General features: G+C 70.6%; 16 protein-coding genes. 7 read left to right on the top strand and 9 right to left on the bottom strand.

Going from position 1 to position 14709, the window contains the following annotated elements; translation table 11 throughout:
• Positions 1 to 89 precede the first annotated feature (89 nt).
• Entirely contained in the window at positions 90 to 1082 is a 993-nt protein-coding gene (locus AC1RVY_RS12345; protein ID WP_492806728.1) for a glycerophosphodiester phosphodiesterase family protein, read from the bottom strand.
• A gap of 69 nt (positions 1083 to 1151) precedes the next feature.
• Positions 1152 to 1790 carry a TetR/AcrR family transcriptional regulator gene (locus tag AC1RVY_RS12340; RefSeq protein ID WP_218296357.1) on the bottom strand — a complete coding sequence of 213 codons (639 nt, stop codon included), beginning with the start codon at positions 1788 to 1790 and terminating at the stop codon, positions 1152 to 1154.
• A 129-nt stretch (positions 1791 to 1919) separates the two neighbouring features.
• Here AC1RVY_RS12340 and AC1RVY_RS12335 point away from each other — a divergent pair, with 129 nt between their 5' ends.
• Positions 1920 to 2948, top strand: a complete 1029-nt coding sequence (locus AC1RVY_RS12335; protein WP_492255442.1) for an MBL fold metallo-hydrolase — start codon at positions 1920 to 1922, stop codon at positions 2946 to 2948.
• A gap of 33 nt (positions 2949 to 2981) precedes the next feature.
• Here the strand turns inward: AC1RVY_RS12335 and pdxR are convergent, their stop codons facing one another.
• Positions 2982 to 4478, bottom strand: a complete 1497-nt coding sequence (gene pdxR, locus AC1RVY_RS12330; RefSeq protein ID WP_492806727.1) for a MocR-like pyridoxine biosynthesis transcription factor PdxR — start codon at positions 4476 to 4478, stop codon at positions 2982 to 2984.
• Positions 4479 to 4578: 100 nt separating this feature from the next.
• On the opposite strand from pdxR, the gene AC1RVY_RS12325 reads away from it, so the two are divergent.
• Both AC1RVY_RS12325 and AC1RVY_RS12320 read left to right on the top strand, forming a co-directional pair.
• Positions 4579 to 5064, top strand: a complete 486-nt coding sequence (locus AC1RVY_RS12325) for an OsmC family protein (RefSeq protein ID WP_218339338.1) — start codon at positions 4579 to 4581, stop codon at positions 5062 to 5064.
• A complete protein-coding gene (locus AC1RVY_RS12320) occupies positions 5061 to 5699 on the top strand; it encodes an FMN-binding negative transcriptional regulator (protein ID WP_218339339.1) in 639 nt (212 codons plus the stop codon). Before AC1RVY_RS12325 ends, AC1RVY_RS12320 begins: the two co-directional genes overlap by 4 nt.
• Positions 5700 to 5924: 225 nt before the next feature.
• On the opposite strand, the gene AC1RVY_RS12315 is transcribed toward AC1RVY_RS12320, so the two are convergent.
• The 5 genes from AC1RVY_RS12315 to AC1RVY_RS12295 all read right to left on the bottom strand — a co-directional run bounded on the left by AC1RVY_RS12315 (position 5925) and on the right by AC1RVY_RS12295 (position 10776).
• Positions 5925 to 7352: a homoserine dehydrogenase gene (locus tag AC1RVY_RS12315; protein ID WP_492806726.1), complete on the bottom strand. Its 1428-nt coding sequence runs from the start codon at positions 7350 to 7352 to the stop codon at positions 5925 to 5927.
• Positions 7353 to 7485: 133 nt separating this feature from the next.
• Positions 7486 to 7614 carry a hypothetical protein gene (locus tag AC1RVY_RS12310; protein WP_255590954.1) on the bottom strand — a complete coding sequence of 43 codons (129 nt, stop codon included), beginning with the start codon at positions 7612 to 7614 and terminating at the stop codon, positions 7486 to 7488.
• A gap of 127 nt (positions 7615 to 7741) precedes the next feature.
• Entirely contained in the window at positions 7742 to 8590 is an 849-nt protein-coding gene (locus AC1RVY_RS12305; protein WP_492806725.1) for a DUF72 domain-containing protein, read from the bottom strand.
• A gap of 108 nt (positions 8591 to 8698) precedes the next feature.
• Entirely contained in the window at positions 8699 to 10021 is a 1323-nt protein-coding gene (locus AC1RVY_RS12300) for an ATP-binding protein (protein ID WP_492806724.1), read from the bottom strand.
• Positions 10018 to 10776, bottom strand: a complete 759-nt coding sequence (locus tag AC1RVY_RS12295; RefSeq protein ID WP_492806723.1) for a response regulator — start codon at positions 10774 to 10776, stop codon at positions 10018 to 10020. The genes AC1RVY_RS12300 and AC1RVY_RS12295 overlap by 4 nt, the downstream gene beginning before the upstream one ends.
• Positions 10777 to 10955: 179 nt before the next feature.
• On the opposite strand from AC1RVY_RS12295, the gene AC1RVY_RS12290 reads away from it, so the two are divergent.
• The 4 genes from AC1RVY_RS12290 to AC1RVY_RS12275 all read left to right on the top strand — a co-directional run bounded on the left by AC1RVY_RS12290 (position 10956) and on the right by AC1RVY_RS12275 (position 14152).
• Positions 10956 to 11435, top strand: a complete 480-nt coding sequence (locus tag AC1RVY_RS12290) for a DUF2147 domain-containing protein (RefSeq protein WP_492806722.1) — start codon at positions 10956 to 10958, stop codon at positions 11433 to 11435.
• Positions 11432 to 12151: a cytochrome c biogenesis CcdA family protein gene (locus AC1RVY_RS12285; RefSeq protein WP_492806721.1), complete on the top strand. Its 720-nt coding sequence runs from the start codon at positions 11432 to 11434 to the stop codon at positions 12149 to 12151. The genes AC1RVY_RS12290 and AC1RVY_RS12285 overlap by 4 nt, the downstream gene beginning before the upstream one ends.
• 26 nt (positions 12152 to 12177) lie before the next feature.
• Positions 12178 to 12759 (top strand): thioredoxin family protein, encoded by a 582-nt coding sequence (locus AC1RVY_RS12280; protein WP_492806720.1) that lies wholly within the window; start codon positions 12178 to 12180, stop codon positions 12757 to 12759.
• 70 nt (positions 12760 to 12829) lie between these two features.
• Entirely contained in the window at positions 12830 to 14152 is a 1323-nt protein-coding gene (locus AC1RVY_RS12275; protein ID WP_492806719.1) for a serine hydrolase domain-containing protein, read from the top strand.
• Between the two features lie 68 nt (positions 14153 to 14220).
• On the opposite strand, the gene AC1RVY_RS12270 is transcribed toward AC1RVY_RS12275, so the two are convergent.
• Positions 14221 to 14658 carry an OsmC family protein gene (locus tag AC1RVY_RS12270; RefSeq protein ID WP_492806718.1) on the bottom strand — a complete coding sequence of 146 codons (438 nt, stop codon included), beginning with the start codon at positions 14656 to 14658 and terminating at the stop codon, positions 14221 to 14223.
• Positions 14659 to 14709: the final 51 nt, after the last annotated feature.

The following is a 14709-nucleotide window of genomic DNA, read 5'->3' as shown; positions in this document are numbered from 1 at the left end:
GGGTGGGAAGGGATGAGGTGGTGGTGAAGAGAAAGAAGCCGGAATGTGCCGGGGTGCACGCAGCCGCCAAGCGTAGCGCCAAGCCGGGCTCAGCGCCGGAAGGCCGGCCCGATGACCTCGATCTTGTTGGTCCAGACATAGCCCGCGAAGCCCCGGGGCACCTGGGCCAGCTGCGCGGGCGTGTCGATGCCCGAGGTGCCGGCGTCGCCCGCGCCGTAGGGGCCCAGCAGGATGATCTCGCTGCCCGCCTGCTGAAGCCGCCGCTGCAGCAGGTTCGGCCAGCCCCAGAGCCAGGGCGCGACGTTCAGGGGCACCATCACGGTGGTCTGGCGGCAGGCCTCGGGCACGATGCCGGCCCAGCCCAGGGCGATGTAGCGGCCCAGGCACTGCGCCAGCCCCTGGCGCGACCAGGTCCTGACGGGTGCCCCGCCCTGGGCCGCGAGCGCCCCGGCGGCGCGCAGGGTGGGCTCGTCGCCCCCGTACGCGCCCCAGATGGCCTGCCGCCAGGCGGGCTGTCCGGCCACCAGCGCGGCGAGCATGTCGCCCTCGCGCGCCTCCCGGCTCTTGAAATTGACGAGAAAGCGCTGGCCGGGCATGGCCGTGAAGACCTCGGAGAGCTCGGGCATCAGCCCCACGCCCTTGCCGCGCAGGGGGTAGGTCCGGCCCCCGTCGGCGGTGTAGCCGTAGCCCACATCCAGCGTGCGCAGGTAGGACATCGCGTGGCTGCGCGTGGTGCCCCGGCCTTCGGTGCGGCAGTCCAGCGTCCAGTCGTGCAGCACGGCCAGGCGGCCGTCGGTGGTGGGGTGCACGTCCAGCTCCACGATGTCCGCGCCATGGGCGAATGCCGCCTGCATGGAGCGCACCGTGTTCTCGATGTAGTCGTGCGTGGGCGGCTCGATGCGCCGGGCGGTGCAGGTGTCCCGCTCCAGCCCCTCGCGGTGGTAGGTCTGGTGCACGCCCCGGTGCGCGATCAGGCGCGCTTTGGCGCCTTCGGGCGGCGCTGCGCGCCAGGAGGCGTTGAAAACCCAGACCGCCGCGGTGGCGATGCCCAGGCCGATGAGGAGGGAGTGGCGTTTGCGCATGGGAGGCGTGCCCGGGGAGGGGCTGGCGGTCGTGCGGCGAGCATTTTGCCCGGGCCGGGGTTCCCCGGCCTACGGCGCGCCGACCGCGTAGAACCCGAGGAACATCTCCACCGCATCGGCCAGCACCTGCTGCTGCACGGCAGGCGCCAGCGGCGGCTGGCCCATGGCCAGCTGGGGCCAGAAGGCAAAGGACTTGACCATGCCGTGCAGCTGGTGGGCCGCGTACTGCGGGTCCACCCCCGCGCGCAGGGCGCCGTCCTGCTGGGCCGCGCGGATCCAGCGCGGCAGGCCTTCTTCCTTTTCGGACAGGCGCGCCACCATGGCCTGGGCGCGCTCGGGCGTGTGCATCATCTCGGCCATCGCCACGCGCGAGAGGTCGATGAAGCTCGCGTCGTTCAGCAGCTCCATCTTCTGCTCCAGCACCGCGAGCAGCTGCGCGCGCAGCGGTCGCCCCGCGTCGTAGGCCACGTCGGGCAATGAATGGCTGCGCTCCCACAGGTGGTCCAGGATGGCGCCGAACAGCTCGTCCTTGCTGGGAAAGTGGTTGTACACCGTGCGCTTGGACACCTCGGCCGCCGCGGCCACGCGGTCCATGCTGGTGCCGTTGAAGCCATGTTCGCGGAATTCGCCGATGGCGGCCTGCACGATGGCCTCGCGCTTGCGGTCGGTCAGGCGGGTGGGGGCGATCACGGTGGCGGGCTCGGTCATTCCCCTATTTTACACCGGGTAGTTTACTTTTTGGAAAAGTGAACTACACTGTGCAGTGCACTTTTCGGAAAAGCATCCATGCTCCGCCGCACGCCCCGAATCCTTCTCATCCTCACCGTTGTCACCGCCATGGCCTACAGCATCCTTTCCTGCACCTCCTTGCCGGCAAGCTCCCATGAGCAGTCGCCCCAGTACGTCGATGGCAAGTTCCGCAATGCGGCGCCGCGCCAGGCCCCGGGTTTTGCCAAGACCCTGGGCATCATGTGGCGCTTCATGACGGACAAGCCCGCCGACGCGGTGCCGGCCCGGCCGCCCCAGGTGCTGCCGCTCACGCAGGCCGACCTGCTGGGCGCCCCCGACCTGAGCCTGTGGCGCCTGGGCCACTCGACCATGCTGCTCAAGCTGCAGGGCCAGTTCTGGCTGACCGATCCGGTGTTCTCCGAACGCGCCTCGCCGTTTTCCTTCATGGGCCCCAAGCGCTTCCATGCGCCGCCCATCGCCATCGACGAGCTGCCGCCCATCACCGGCGTGGTGCTCTCGCACGACCACTACGACCACCTGGACTTCGATGCCATCCGGCAGCTCGCCCCCAAGGTGGCGCATTTCGTCACGCCGCTGGGCGTGGGCGACCGCCTTGTCGCCTGGGGCGTGCCCGCCGCCAAGGTGCAGCAGTTCGACTGGTGGCAGGGCACCACCATCGCCGGCGTGAAACTGGTGGCCACGCCCGCGCAGCACTTCTCGGGCCGCAGCCTGTCGGACGGCAACCGCACGCTGTGGGCGTCGTGGGTGCTGGTGGCGGGGGACACGCGCATCTTCTTCAGCGGCGACACGGGCTACTTCGACGGCTTCAAGGCCATCGGCGAGCGCTTCGGCCCGTTCGACCTGACGATGGTGGAAACCGGCGCCTACGACGCCCAGTGGCCCGACGTGCACATGCAGCCCGAGGAAAGCCTGCAGGCCCACCTGGACGTGAAGGGCCGCCACCTGATGCCCATCCACAACGGTACGTTCGACCTGGCGCTGCACGCGTGGACGGACCCGTTCGACCGCATCACCGCCCTGGCCGGGAAAGCCGGCGTGCCGCTGGTGGCGCCGGTGATGGGCGAGCGGCTGGACATCCGGCAGCCCGCGCTCTCGCAGCAATGGTGGAAAAGGTAGGGGGATACCGCCAGCGCGGCGGTCGCTCGCCGGTCAGAGCCCCTTGCGGTGACTTCTGGAAGCTAACCGCGCCACTACCCGCGCGGCGGCCACGATCTCGGGCTCGCCGTAGCCCGCGTAGCCAAACAGCCAGCCTCTACGGTTCGATTCCATCGCATAGCGCGACAAGGGTGCCAGCATCACCCCGGCGGCGAGTGCGCTGCGGCTCAAGGCCTCGTCGTTGCTGCCGGGCGCGCATTCCAGCAGCAGGTGCATGCCCCGGTCGCTGGGCGCCAGCTGCAGCGCGCCGCCGCTGGCCTGGGCCAGCGCGTCGATCAGCACCTGCTGGCGCTCCTGGTACAGCTCGCGCATCTGCCGCAGGTGGCGCAGCAGGTGGCCTTCGGCGATGAAGCGCGCCAGCACCGCCTGTGCGTCGCCGGGCGCATGCCGGTCGGTGATGGCGCGGGCCATGGCAAAGGGTTCCACCAGCGCGGGTGGCACGACCACGAAGCCCAGGCGCAGGCCGGGGTGCAGGGTCTTGGAGAACGTGCCCACGTACAGCACGCGCTCAGAGCCCGGCAGGCTGCACAGGGCGGGCACGCGCTGGGCCTTGCCGTCGTGCTTGCCGTACTGGAATTCGCCGTCGTAGTCGTCCTCCACCACCCAGGCGTCGTGCGTGCGCGCCCACTGCAGCAGGGCCTGGCGCCGCGCCAGTGGCATGCACACGCCGGTGGGGAACTGGTGCGTGGGCGTGACCACGGCCATGCGCGCACCGGGCCACTGCGCGGCGCCTTCGGCGATGCGCAGGCCCTGCGCATCCAGCGCCACGGGCCGCGCCAGCACGCCGTGGCCCAGCAGGCTGGCGCGGATGCCGGGGTAGCCCGGGTCTTCCACCAGCACCTCGTCGCCCGCGTCCAGCAGCAGCCGCGCGATCAGATCGATGCCCTGCTGCGAGCCCGAGCACACCACCACCTGCGCCGCATCGCAGCGGATGCCGCGCGACGCCCACAGCCACAGCGCGATGGCCTGGCGCAGCTGGGGGTCGCCCGCAGGGTCCAGGTACTGCGCGCGGGCGCTGCGCTGGCCGGGGCTGGCCTGGCGCGCCAGGCGGTCCCACAGCGCGAACGGAAAGGTGTCCACCTCGGGCGCGCCGATGCGAAATGCCCGCGCCGCCACATGCGGCGGCCGCCAGCGCGCCGCCGTCTCGGCAATGAGCTGCCCGCGCTTCGACAGCCCGCGCGGCGGCGCCACCAGGCCCTGCGCGGGCGCCACGCCCGCGGCCTGCGACACGTAGGTGCCGTCGCCCACGCGCGCCTCCACATACCCTTCGGCCTGCAGGCGCTGCACGGCCCAGAGCACCGTGTTGCGCGACACGCCCAGGCCCGCCGCGTGCTCGCGCGACGGCGGCAGGCGCGTGCCCGCGGGCAGGCGGCCGTGCTCGATGGCGCCGCGCAACTGCTCATAGACCTGCTGGCGCAGCAGGCCCTGGCGCGGGCCCGGAGCACCCGTGGCGGCGGCGACGGTCTTCGAATTGGCTCTGGCAACCGGCATGAATTGGCCCCTTCGTTGTGGCAATGCAGCCATAAACTGAAGAACCATTTTAGAAACCATCCGGGTCGCCTGCGAGGCCCGGTCCCCCAAGAAAGATCCTATGGCCGAGCACACCGCCACCATCGCCTGGTCCCGTGGCAGCGACGACTTTCTGGACAAGCGCTACCACCGCGCGCACACCTGGCAATTCGATGGCGGCGCCGTGGTGGCCGGGTCGTCGTCGCCGCATGTGGTGCCGCTGCCCTACTCCGACGCTTCGGCCGTGGACCCCGAAGAAGCCTACGTGGCCGCGCTGTCGAGCTGCCACATGCTGTGGTTCCTGGACTTCGCCTGCCGCGCCGGATGGCGCGTGGACAGCTACACCGATGCCGCCGTGGGCACCATGGCCAAGGATGCCGAAGGCCGCCTGGTGGTTGCGCACGTGCAGCTGCGGCCCGTGACGCGCTTCGACGCGGCGCACGCGCCCAGCAGCGCGGTGCTGGCCGACCTGCACCACCAGGCGCACGCGGCGTGCTTTTTGGCCAACTCGGTCAAGACGCAGATCGACTGCGCGCCCGTGCTGGACGTGGAAGGACCACTGACATGACCATTGCCAACCGCCAGTTCCAGGTGACCGACCGAGCCGTTCTGCACGGCCTGGTGCGGGACCAGCCCCTGGCCACCCTGGTCGTCTCGCACGAGGGCGCCCTGCACGTCAACCACGTGCCGCTGTACCTGGACCCCACGCGCGGCCCACACGGCACGCTGGTGGGCCACGTGGGCCGCGGCAACGGCGTGTGGCCGCTGCTGCCGCAGCAGGCGGTGGCCGTGTTCCATGGCCCGCAGGCCTACGTGTCGCCGTCGTGGTACCCGTCCAAGGCCGTCGATGGCAAACAGGTGCCCACCTGGAACTACGCCACGGTGCACGCCCACGGCACGCTCAGCGCGGTGGACGGCGACCCCGAGCGCCTGCGCGCGATCCTGCACACGCTGACCGAGGCCCACGAGGCGCACCGCCCGCACCCCTGGCACGTGGACGATGCGCCCGCCGACTACCTGCACAAGCTGCTGGGCGCCATCGTGGGCGTGGAGCTGGCGGTGGAACGCTGGGAAGGCGTCTGGAAGGTGAGCCAGAACCGCACGGACACGGACCGCGCCGGCGTCGTCGAGGGGCTGACGGCGCAAGGCACGCCGCAAGCGCTGGCCATGGCGGCGCTGGTGGAACGAGGGCCGGGCATCTAGCCAGTGATTGCTGCGATATTCATAGCTTGAAGCGCTTGATAGTAGGACGACAGAGCCTGTTTGGACCTTTAAAACCGCAGCATCAACCCGTACCGGTCGGGCTGCGCCTGTCGCAGCCATGCGCCGCGTTTCGACAGGCTCAGCGTGAACGGTGCTGGTGAGTGCCGAGTGGTGGTGGCACGACGTGGCGTGCGGCCAGACACCGCCCATGGCAACCCTTCAGCATCAGCCCTCCAGCATCTCCACGCGCAGCGACACCACCGGCCCGGCCACGGCGGGGTGCGCGGCCAGCGCGTGCATGGCCAGGTCCACCGTGGACTGGGCCGCCACGTCGGTGAGCACCAGCACCTGGGGATGGCCGGCGCTGGATGCCGCCTTGTCGGCCTGCAGTGTTTTTTCGGCCGCCAGCTCCACGCGCAGCACCGGCACGTGCTGCGCCGCCAGCCAGGCGCCCACGGCCTCGATCTGCTGGGCCGTGTGCACGGGCACCCGCAGGTAGTGGCGCGTGCGCACGGCGGCGCGCGGCAGCACGGCCTGGTCGTTGCTGATGGCGCTGGCATGAAAGCCCAGGTGCGGCACCCGCTGCGCCGCGTGGGTGCCATGAAGCCGCGCCACGTCCACCAGGTCGGCGATCACGGCCGACGCGGTCTGCTCGGAGCCCGCGCCCGCGCCGTAGTACATCGTCACGCCCGACGCATCGCCCTTGACCATGATGCCGTTCATCGAGCCATTGACATGCGCCAGCAGGTGCGTGGCGGGCACCAGCGCGGGCTGCACGCGCAGCTCCACGCCGTCGGCACCATCGCCGTTGACTCCATTGCCGTGCTCGCGGCGCCGCGCCACCCCCAGCAGCTTGATGCGAAAGCCCAGCTGCTCCGCGCAGGCCACGTCCAGGCCCTGCAGCGCGGTGATGCCCTCCACCTGCGCGTCGGCGAACCGCAGCGGCATGCCGAACGCATTGGCGGCCAGCAGCGTGATCTTGTGCGCGGCGTCGATGCCCTCGATGTCGAAGGTCGGGTCCGCTTCGGCGTAGCCCAGCGCCTGCGCCTGGGCGAGCGCCTCGGCAAAGCCCACGCCCTCGTCGCGCATCTTGCTCAGGATGAAGTTGGTGGTGCCGTTGATGATGCCGGCCACCCATTCGATACGGTTGGCCGTGAGGCCCTCGCGCAGCGCTTTCACGATGGGGATGCTCACGGCCACCGCGCCTTCGTACGCCACGGCCACGCCGTGCTGGCGCGCGGCGGCGAAGATCTCGTTGCCATGCTCGGCCAGCAGCGCCTTGTTGGCCGTGACCACATGCTTGCCCGCGCGGATGGCGGCCAGCACCCATTCACGCGCCGGGCCGGTGCCGCCGGCGGCCTCCACCAGCACGTCCACATCGGGGTGCGTGGCGACCTGCATGGGGTCGTTGGTCAGGGCCACGTCCTTGCCCACCACGCTCATGGCGCGGGCCAGGCTGCGGGCGCAGACCACCACCATCTTGATGCCCCGCCCCGCGCGGCCCGCGATGAGCGCCTGGTTGCGCGCCAGCACGCGGAAGGTGCCCGCGCCCACGGTGCCAATGCCGATCATGCCCACGCGCAGGGGGCGCATGGCCGCGGCGGAAGGCTCGAACGACGGGGCTTCTAGGGACTGGACGGGATCGCGGAACATGGGCTTCTCCAAACGACTGCAAAACAAACAAACAAAAAAACCCAGCTGCCAGAGCTGGGTTTCAGTCAATTCGTCTTGGGGGAGAAGAGAGAGCGATCACCAGGTGGCTGCCGAAACGGCCACCTGCGCGTGCTCAGGTGGCCGCGGTGGTAATGGTGGTAATCATTCGTGCACCCATCGCCCGCGTGAATGCGGACAGCATCATGCACATGCCCTGGAAGGCCGTGGCGCGTGCGGTGAAGGGGATGGCGGTGTACGACATGAAGGATGCAGTGTACCCGAGGCCCTTGGGCCGCCGTCAAGCCCATGCCGCGCCTGGTGCCGCGGGCAGGCGTCCGGGCAGCCCGCGACAGGGTGATTTTGCTATTGAATCAATAGCTTTTGGCGCTTCATGGATAAGCGCCAGGCGCCGATTTCTTTCTCATCGCCATCTCGCCAGCACCTGCGGCCTGCGCCCGCAGTCCCAGCTGCGCCATCAGCTCCATCGCGCCGGCCGGGGCCCGCTCCTTCGCGCCGTTGATGAAATACACGAACACATCGCGCGGCCGTTCGCCGCGGGTCCAGGCGCGCACGCCCTCGGCCCATTGCGCAATCGCCTCGGGCGTGTAGCCGGTGGGCACGTCGGCCTGGCTGCGCATCAGCCGCAGGTAGGCGAAGTCCGCCTCGGCATCGGCGATGGCCGGGAATTTCTCGGAATCGGTGTGCACCGGCACGCAGCCGTACCGGCGGGCCAGCGCGATGAAGGCCGGGGTGGCAAAGCTCTCGTGCCGCACGTCGAGCACATGGCGCAGGCGGCGGCCATCGACCTGTTGGGGCAGCAGCGCGAGGAAGGCCTCGAAGTCCCCCGGCTCGAACACCTTGGTGGGCATGAACTGCCAGACGATGGGGCCGAGCTTGTCCTTCAGTTCCGAGATGCCGCTTTCCACAAACCGCATGACCGAGTCGCCCGCCTGCGCCAGCACGCGGCGGTTCGTCGCGAAGCGGTTGGCCTTGAGCGAGAACATGAAGCCCTCGGGCGTCTCGCCGTGCCACTTGGCAAACGTGGGCGGCTTGAAGGTGCTGTAGTAGGTGCCGTTGACCTCGATGGCGCTGAGCTGGCGGCTGGCGTACTGCAGCTCCTTGCTGTGCGCGAGGCCCGCGGGGTAGAAGTTGTCGCACCAGGGCTCGAAGGTCCAGCCGCCGATGCCGATGCGGATGTGCTGGCTGCGGGTGCTACTGCTGTTTGCGGTGGTTTCCACGGCGTTCCCTGTCTGACAGTCCACGGGGTGGCCACTTTAGCAGCGCGACCGAGGCTGCGGCAACGCCCCGGACCGCCCGACGCCGCAGGGGCATACGGTGCGCCTGACTTATGCGGAGGTTTCCCGCGACCCCGGCACTTCCACGCGCGCCTCCAGCCCCGCACCATCCTCGCGCGGCCCCAGCACCAGCCGGCCGCCCAGCGCCTGGGCCAGTTCGTTCGCAATGGCCAGGCCCAGCCCCGTGCCGCCGGTGCCGCGGTTGCGCGAGTCTTCCAGCCGCACGTAGGGCTGCAGCACGGCGGCCAGTTCGGCGGCCGGGATGCCCGGCCCCCGGTCCAGCACCCGCACCAGCCATGGGCCCTGGTGCCCGGCCTCCAGGCTCAGCTCGGCCGCGCCGGCGAACTTGAGCGCGTTGTCCACCAGGTTGCATACCAGCCGGCGCAGGGCCTGCGGGCGCGTGTCGCAGGTGCCCTCTGCGGCGTGCAGCAGCGTCACGGGCAGGCCCGCATCGGCGTAGTCGAATGCAATGCTCTGCAGCAGCGCGCGCAGGTCCACGCGCTGCAGGGGCTCCCGGGCGGCCTGGGACGAGCGCGCGTAGGCAATGCCTTCTTCCACCAGCGACTGCATCTCGGCCAGGTCCGCGTGCAGCTTGCCCTGCAGCGCGGTATCGTCCAGCAGGTCGGCGCGCAGGCGCAGGCGGGTGATGGGCGTCTGCAGGTCGTGCGAGACGGCGGCCAGGATGCGCATACGCTCCTCCAGGTGCGCCTGGATGCGCTGCTGCATGCGGTTGAAGGCCTGGGCGGCGCGCTGCACTTCGCGCGGGCCGTCCTCGGCCAGGGGCACGGCGGGGCGGTCGGCACCCAGCGCGTCGGCCGCGTCGGCCAGCGTGCGCAGGGGCCGCGTGGCCGCGCGCACGGCCCAGGCGCACAGGCCCGCCAGCAGCGCCAGCTGCAGCGCCAGCGCGCCCAGCACCCAGGGCGAGACCTGCAGCCGGGGCTCGTCCATGTCCACGGCCAGCGGCGTGCCGTCGCTCAACTGGAGCTGCAGGCGCAGCTCGGTGCCGGGCACGCGGGGGTCGATCACCCGCACTGTCTGGCCGGGGGGCAGCGTGGCGCCCACGGCGCCCGCGATCAGGCGGGCCAGGTCGGACGGGTCCTCGGGCGCATCCAGCGGCGCGGTCAGCGCAAACCGGTAATTGCGGCGCGCCAGCCGGTCCACCCACTGCGCGCGCTCTGCGGCGGGCAGGCGCTCCAGCATGGCCACGGAGCTGGCCACGTCGCTCGCCAGGTACGACACCATGGCGCGGCGCATGGTCATGCCGCGCTCGGTGAGCGCGAGCACGAAGGTCAGCGCATGCGCCAGCGCCAGGCCCAGCGCCAGCACCAGCAGGATGCGCCCGAACAGCGAGCGGGGCCACCCGCGCAGCGTCATGCGGCGGCCTCGTTGGAGGTTGCCGTGGGCAACACGTCGGCGCAGAACACATAGCCCTCGTTGCGCACTGTCTTGATGTAGCGCGAGCCGCGCGCGCCATCGCCCAGCCGCTGGCGCACGCGGCTGACCAGCAGGTCGATGGAGCGGTCGAACACATCGGCGTCGCGCCCCTGCGTGAGCTGCAGCAGCTGGTCGCGCGTGAGGATGCGCTGCGGGTGGTCCAGCAGCACGCGCAGCAGCCGGTATTCGGCGCCCGACAGCGCCACCACCGCGCCCGTGGCATCGAGCAGGTGGCGCGCCGTGGTGTCCAGCCGCCAGTCGCCGAACGCCAGCTGCCGCGCGGGCTCGGCCGCCGCCAGGTTGGGCGGCAGCATGCGCGTGCGCCGCAGCACGGCGTGGATGCGCGCCAGCAGCTCGCGCGCGGCGAAGGGCTTGGTCAGGTAGTCGTCCGCGCCCAGCTCCAGGCCCAGGATGCGGTCCGCCTCGTCGCTGCGCGCGGTGAGCATGATGATGGGCAGCGGCGGCGCGCCGGGGCTGCGCAGCTCGCGGCACAGCGTGATGCCGTCGGTGCCGGGCAGCATCAGGTCCAGCACCAAGAGGTCGATGCGCTGCGTGGCCAGCACCTCGCGCATCTGCCGCCCATCGGCCGCCACGCTCACCTGCAGGCCCTGGCGTTGCAGGTATTCGGCCGCCAGCTCGCGGATGCCGGCGTCGTCATCGACGATCAGGACGTGGTCTTCGGTGGGCGTGCTCATGGGCCGTGATTCTCCGGGGTTTGCACTGGGTGTGGCGGCGGCGCGGCGGGCCGTATGTATCTGAACTTGTCGGGCGGCGCTGCGGACACGCACGCATACCAAAAGGCCTTGCCAGGAAATATCACCGATACGTCCGCTGGCTTCAATGCAGTCTTCCTGAACTTCACGAGGACCGTGCCATGAAGATGAACCCCTGGACAACCACCACGGCCGGGCTGCTGGCCCTGTGCCTGGCCCAATCCGCTGGCGCCCAGCAATCCCTGGCCGCCGCGCCTGCCAAGGCCCCGCTGGGCCGCTGGATCACCGAAAGCGGCAACCTGGAGGTGGACATTGCGCCCTGCGCCGGCGAGACCCTGTGCGGCAAGGTGGTGCGCGTGCTGGGCAACCGCTCCATGAGCGCGCCGGGCACCGAGATGGCGGCGGCCGACGCGCGGCCCGCGCTGGGCATGACCCTGCTGTCGGGCCTGCGCCCCAGCGATGGCGGCAACACCGAATACCAGGGCGAGATCTACAACCGCGAGAACGCCAAGACCTACCGCGCCATCCTCACCCCCGCCGAGCCGGACCAGCTGCTGGTGCGCGCCTACGTGGGCATCCCGCTCTTTGGCAAGACGCAGGTGTGGCGCCGCCCGGGCGCAGAGCACGGGGGCGTGCAATGACCATGGCCGCCACCTCGCCCTGGCTGGCCGTGGCCGCCGGCATGCTCACCGTGGGCGCGCCCTGCGTGCTGCCCATGCTGCCGGTGGTGCTGGGCGCGTCGGTCGCGGGTGGCACGGCGCGGCGCACGCGTCCGCTGTTCATCGCGCTGGGCTTTGCGCTCTCGTTCGCGGCCGTGGCGCTGCTGTTCAGCAGCTTCGCGCAGGTGCTGGGCGTGTCGCCCGGGGGCTTGCGCCGGTTCGCCGCCGTGATGCTGCTGGTGTTTGGCGTGCTCACGGTGTGGCCCCGGCCCTTCCAGTGGCTCAGCCAACAGGCGGGTGGCGTGCTCGGCCGCGTGGCCAGCCTGGGGCTGGGCTCATCGGCCGGCAACTGGGGCGGGCTGCTGCTGGGCCTGAGCCTGGGCGCGGTGTGGACGCCCTGCGCCGGGCCGGTGCTGGCCTCCATCCTCACCCTCATCGCCACCGAGCCGCCCGGGGTCAGCACGGCGGTGCTGCTGCTCGCTTATTCCACCGGCGCCGCAGTGCCCATGCTGGCCATTGCCTACGGTGGCCAGGCAGCGGCCAGCCATGTGCGCCGCATCTCGCGCCATGCGCACCGCGTTCAGCAGGCCTTTGGCGTGGTGGTCATCGCCGTGGCGCTGGCCATGCTGCTGGAGGTGGATGGGCAGGTCACCGCCTGGCTGTCGCAGTTCTATCCCTCGGGTTCTGGCGGGCTGTAAGCGGCCCGCAGCAAGGAGTTTTCACCATGACATCGCGCCTTTCTTCACCATTCTCTTTTCAGCGCCGCACATTCCTGGCGTCCGCAGCTTCTGTAGCCGCAGCGGTGGCGGCACCCGCTCTCACCCACGCAGCGGGGCCCGCCATCCAGGCCGCCGCGCTGCCCGACTTTGGCGCGGCACCCGAGTTCACCGGCATCGAGCGCTGGCTCAACTCCGAGCCGCTCACCCTGGCCCAGCTGCGCGGCCGCGTGGTGCTGGTGGACTTCTGGACGTATGCCTGCATCAACTGCATCCGCACCCTCCCCCACGTGAACCGCTGGGCCGAGCTGTACACGCCCCAGGGCCTCACGGTGGTGGGCGTGCACACGCCGGAGTTTCCGTTCGAGCGCACCACCAGCAACGTCGAGGTGGCCATGCGCCGCCACGGCGTGAAGCACCCCGTGGCGCAAGACAACCGCTACGGCACCTGGAAGGCCTACAGCAACCAGTACTGGCCCGCGGCCTACCTCATCGATGCGCAGGGACACATTCGCTACAAGCACTTTGGCGAAGGTGAGTACGACCGCACCGAGGCCGTGATCCGCGCGCTGCTGGCGGCGCGGGGATAGCCCGCCCGCCCCTTCCTGTTCCGTCGTTTCTCTGCCCGATCCCACCCACCTTTTGCAGGACTTTCGCACCATGCCGTTCCCCCGCCTCCAATTTGCCCTGGTCACGCTCGCCGCTGCCGCAGCAGCCCTGTGCATGGCCTCCGCCACCCATGCGCAGGCACCCCAGCTGCCGCCACCCGACGCGACCCACCCCGCCACGCAACAACTGATGCAGGGCTTTCCGCCGCCGCCCGACAAGATCGTGCGCCTGGCCAACATCCTCAAGTACCCCAACGTGCGCTGGGCCGCGCACCACCTGCGCGAGCTGGGGCCCACGGCGGCCGTGTGGCGCGGCGCCGGGGCGTCCAGCGCGGTGCCCGCCGCAGCCCGCGCGCTGGACGACGCGCTGCCCGTGCCCGACGGCAAGGGCGGCACCACCACGCTGGCCGACTGGCAAAAGGCCACCTACACCGACGGCCTGCTGGTGCTGCACCGGGGCCAGGTGGTGTACGAGCGCCACCACACCGGCATGCAGCCGCACCAGCCGCATGTGCTGTGGTCCATGAGCAAATCGCTCACCGGCCTGCTGGTGACCGAGCTCATCCAGGAAGGCGTGATCGACCCGAAAGCGCTGATCCCCCGCTACCTGCCCGAGCTGGCCACCAGCGCCTGGGCCGATGCCACCGTGCAGCAGACGCTGGACATGACCACCGGCGTGCAATACGCCGAGAACTTTGCCGACCCTGCGTCCGGCGTCTTCCAGTACCTGGCCGCCGCAGGCCTGCAGCCCGCGCCGCCCGGCAGCAGCGCCGCCAAAAGCATGGCCGAGTTCCTGCCCACGCTGAAGAAGGAGGGCGAGCACGGCGCCGCGTTCGCGTACAAGTCGGTGGACACGGAAGTGCTGGGCTGGCTGCTGCAGCGCGTGACGGGCAAGAGCTACGCCACGCTGCTGTCCGAGCGCATCTGGTCGCGCCTGGGCGCGCAGGAGGATGCCTATGTGTTTGCCGACGCCAACGGCGGCCAGTCCACCAGCGTGGGCGTGAACGCCACGCTGCGCGACCTGGGCCGCCTGGGCGAAATGCTGCGCGCCAACGGCCGCTACAACGGCCAGCAGATCATCTCGCCCGCCACCATCGCCGAGCTGCGCAAGGGCGCCGACCCCGCGAAATTCAGCAAGGCCCCCGGCACCGCCATGCGCGCGGGCTACTCGTACCACAACCAGTGGTGGGTGCCGCACGATGCGGACGGCACGCTGGAGGCCAAGGGCCTGATGGGCCAGCACATCCACATCAACCCGGCGGCGGAGCTGGTGGTGGTGAAACTGTCGACACACCCGGTGCCCAACACCGCCTTCACGCATGCGGCGGACCGGCAGGCGTTTGCCGCGCTGGCCGCGGCGGCGCGGGGGCGCTGAGGGGCCGGCGGACAAAAAGAAGACCGTGCCGGGGCGCGGTGCCCCGGCGCCCCGGCCCGTCCCGTTGGCTACTTCACCAGCGTGGCGGTCAGCGTGATCTCGGGCACCGCGGCCAGTGCCTTCGACAGCGGGCAATGGGCCTTGGCATCGGCCGCCAGTTGCTGGAAGGCCGCATCGTGCAGCCCGGGCACCTTGGCGGTGAGCGTGAGCGCGATGCGGTCGATCACAAAACCTTCGCCCTCCTTGGACAGGCGCACGCTGGCGGTGGTGTCCACCGCTTCGGTGGCGATGCCCGCCTTGTCGGCGGCGAACGAAAACGCCATGGTGAAGCAGGCCGCATGCGCCGCCCCCAGGATCTCCTCGGGGTTGGTGCCCTTGCGGTCGTCGCCAAAGCGGCTGGCAAAGCCATAGGGGTACTTGTCCAGCGCGCCGGTCTCGGTGCTGATCTGGCCCTGGCCGGCCTTGCCGGCCCCTTCCCAGTGAACGCTGGCTTTCTTTTCAGGCATGGCGTGGCTCCTTTTCTGGCATGCAATGGTGGGGTGGTGAACACCCGGGTG

Source organism: Acidovorax sp. GW821-FHT11A03, assembly GCF_058809075.1.
Note: the sequence above shows the minus strand (reverse complement) of the source record. Positions and strands in the feature narration are given on the sequence as shown.

Coding starts and splice junctions, on each gene's coding strand:
- AC1RVY_RS12345 (WP_492806728.1), bottom strand. CDS start 1,082: ATGCGCAAACGCCACTCCCTCCTCATCGGCCTGGGCATCGCCACCGCG.
- AC1RVY_RS12340 (WP_218296357.1), bottom strand. CDS start 1,790: ATGACCGAGCCCGCCACCGTGATCGCCCCCACCCGCCTGACCGACCGC.
- AC1RVY_RS12335 (WP_492255442.1), top strand. CDS start 1,920: ATGGCCTACAGCATCCTTTCCTGCACCTCCTTGCCGGCAAGCTCCCAT.
- pdxR (WP_492806727.1), bottom strand. CDS start 4,478: ATGCCGGTTGCCAGAGCCAATTCGAAGACCGTCGCCGCCGCCACGGGT.
- AC1RVY_RS12325 (WP_218339338.1), top strand. CDS start 4,579: ATGGCCGAGCACACCGCCACCATCGCCTGGTCCCGTGGCAGCGACGAC.
- AC1RVY_RS12320 (WP_218339339.1), top strand. CDS start 5,061: ATGACCATTGCCAACCGCCAGTTCCAGGTGACCGACCGAGCCGTTCTG.
- AC1RVY_RS12315 (WP_492806726.1), bottom strand. CDS start 7,352: ATGTTCCGCGATCCCGTCCAGTCCCTAGAAGCCCCGTCGTTCGAGCCT.
- AC1RVY_RS12310 (WP_255590954.1), bottom strand. CDS start 7,614: ATGTCGTACACCGCCATCCCCTTCACCGCACGCGCCACGGCCTTCCAG.
- AC1RVY_RS12300 (WP_492806724.1), bottom strand. CDS start 10,021: ATGACGCTGCGCGGGTGGCCCCGCTCGCTGTTCGGGCGCATCCTGCTG.
- AC1RVY_RS12295 (WP_492806723.1), bottom strand. CDS start 10,776: ATGAGCACGCCCACCGAAGACCACGTCCTGATCGTCGATGACGACGCC.
- AC1RVY_RS12290 (WP_492806722.1), top strand. CDS start 10,956: ATGAAGATGAACCCCTGGACAACCACCACGGCCGGGCTGCTGGCCCTG.
- AC1RVY_RS12285 (WP_492806721.1), top strand. CDS start 11,432: ATGACCATGGCCGCCACCTCGCCCTGGCTGGCCGTGGCCGCCGGCATG.
- AC1RVY_RS12280 (WP_492806720.1), top strand. CDS start 12,178: ATGACATCGCGCCTTTCTTCACCATTCTCTTTTCAGCGCCGCACATTC.
- AC1RVY_RS12275 (WP_492806719.1), top strand. CDS start 12,830: ATGCCGTTCCCCCGCCTCCAATTTGCCCTGGTCACGCTCGCCGCTGCC.
- AC1RVY_RS12270 (WP_492806718.1), bottom strand. CDS start 14,658: ATGCCTGAAAAGAAAGCCAGCGTTCACTGGGAAGGGGCCGGCAAGGCC.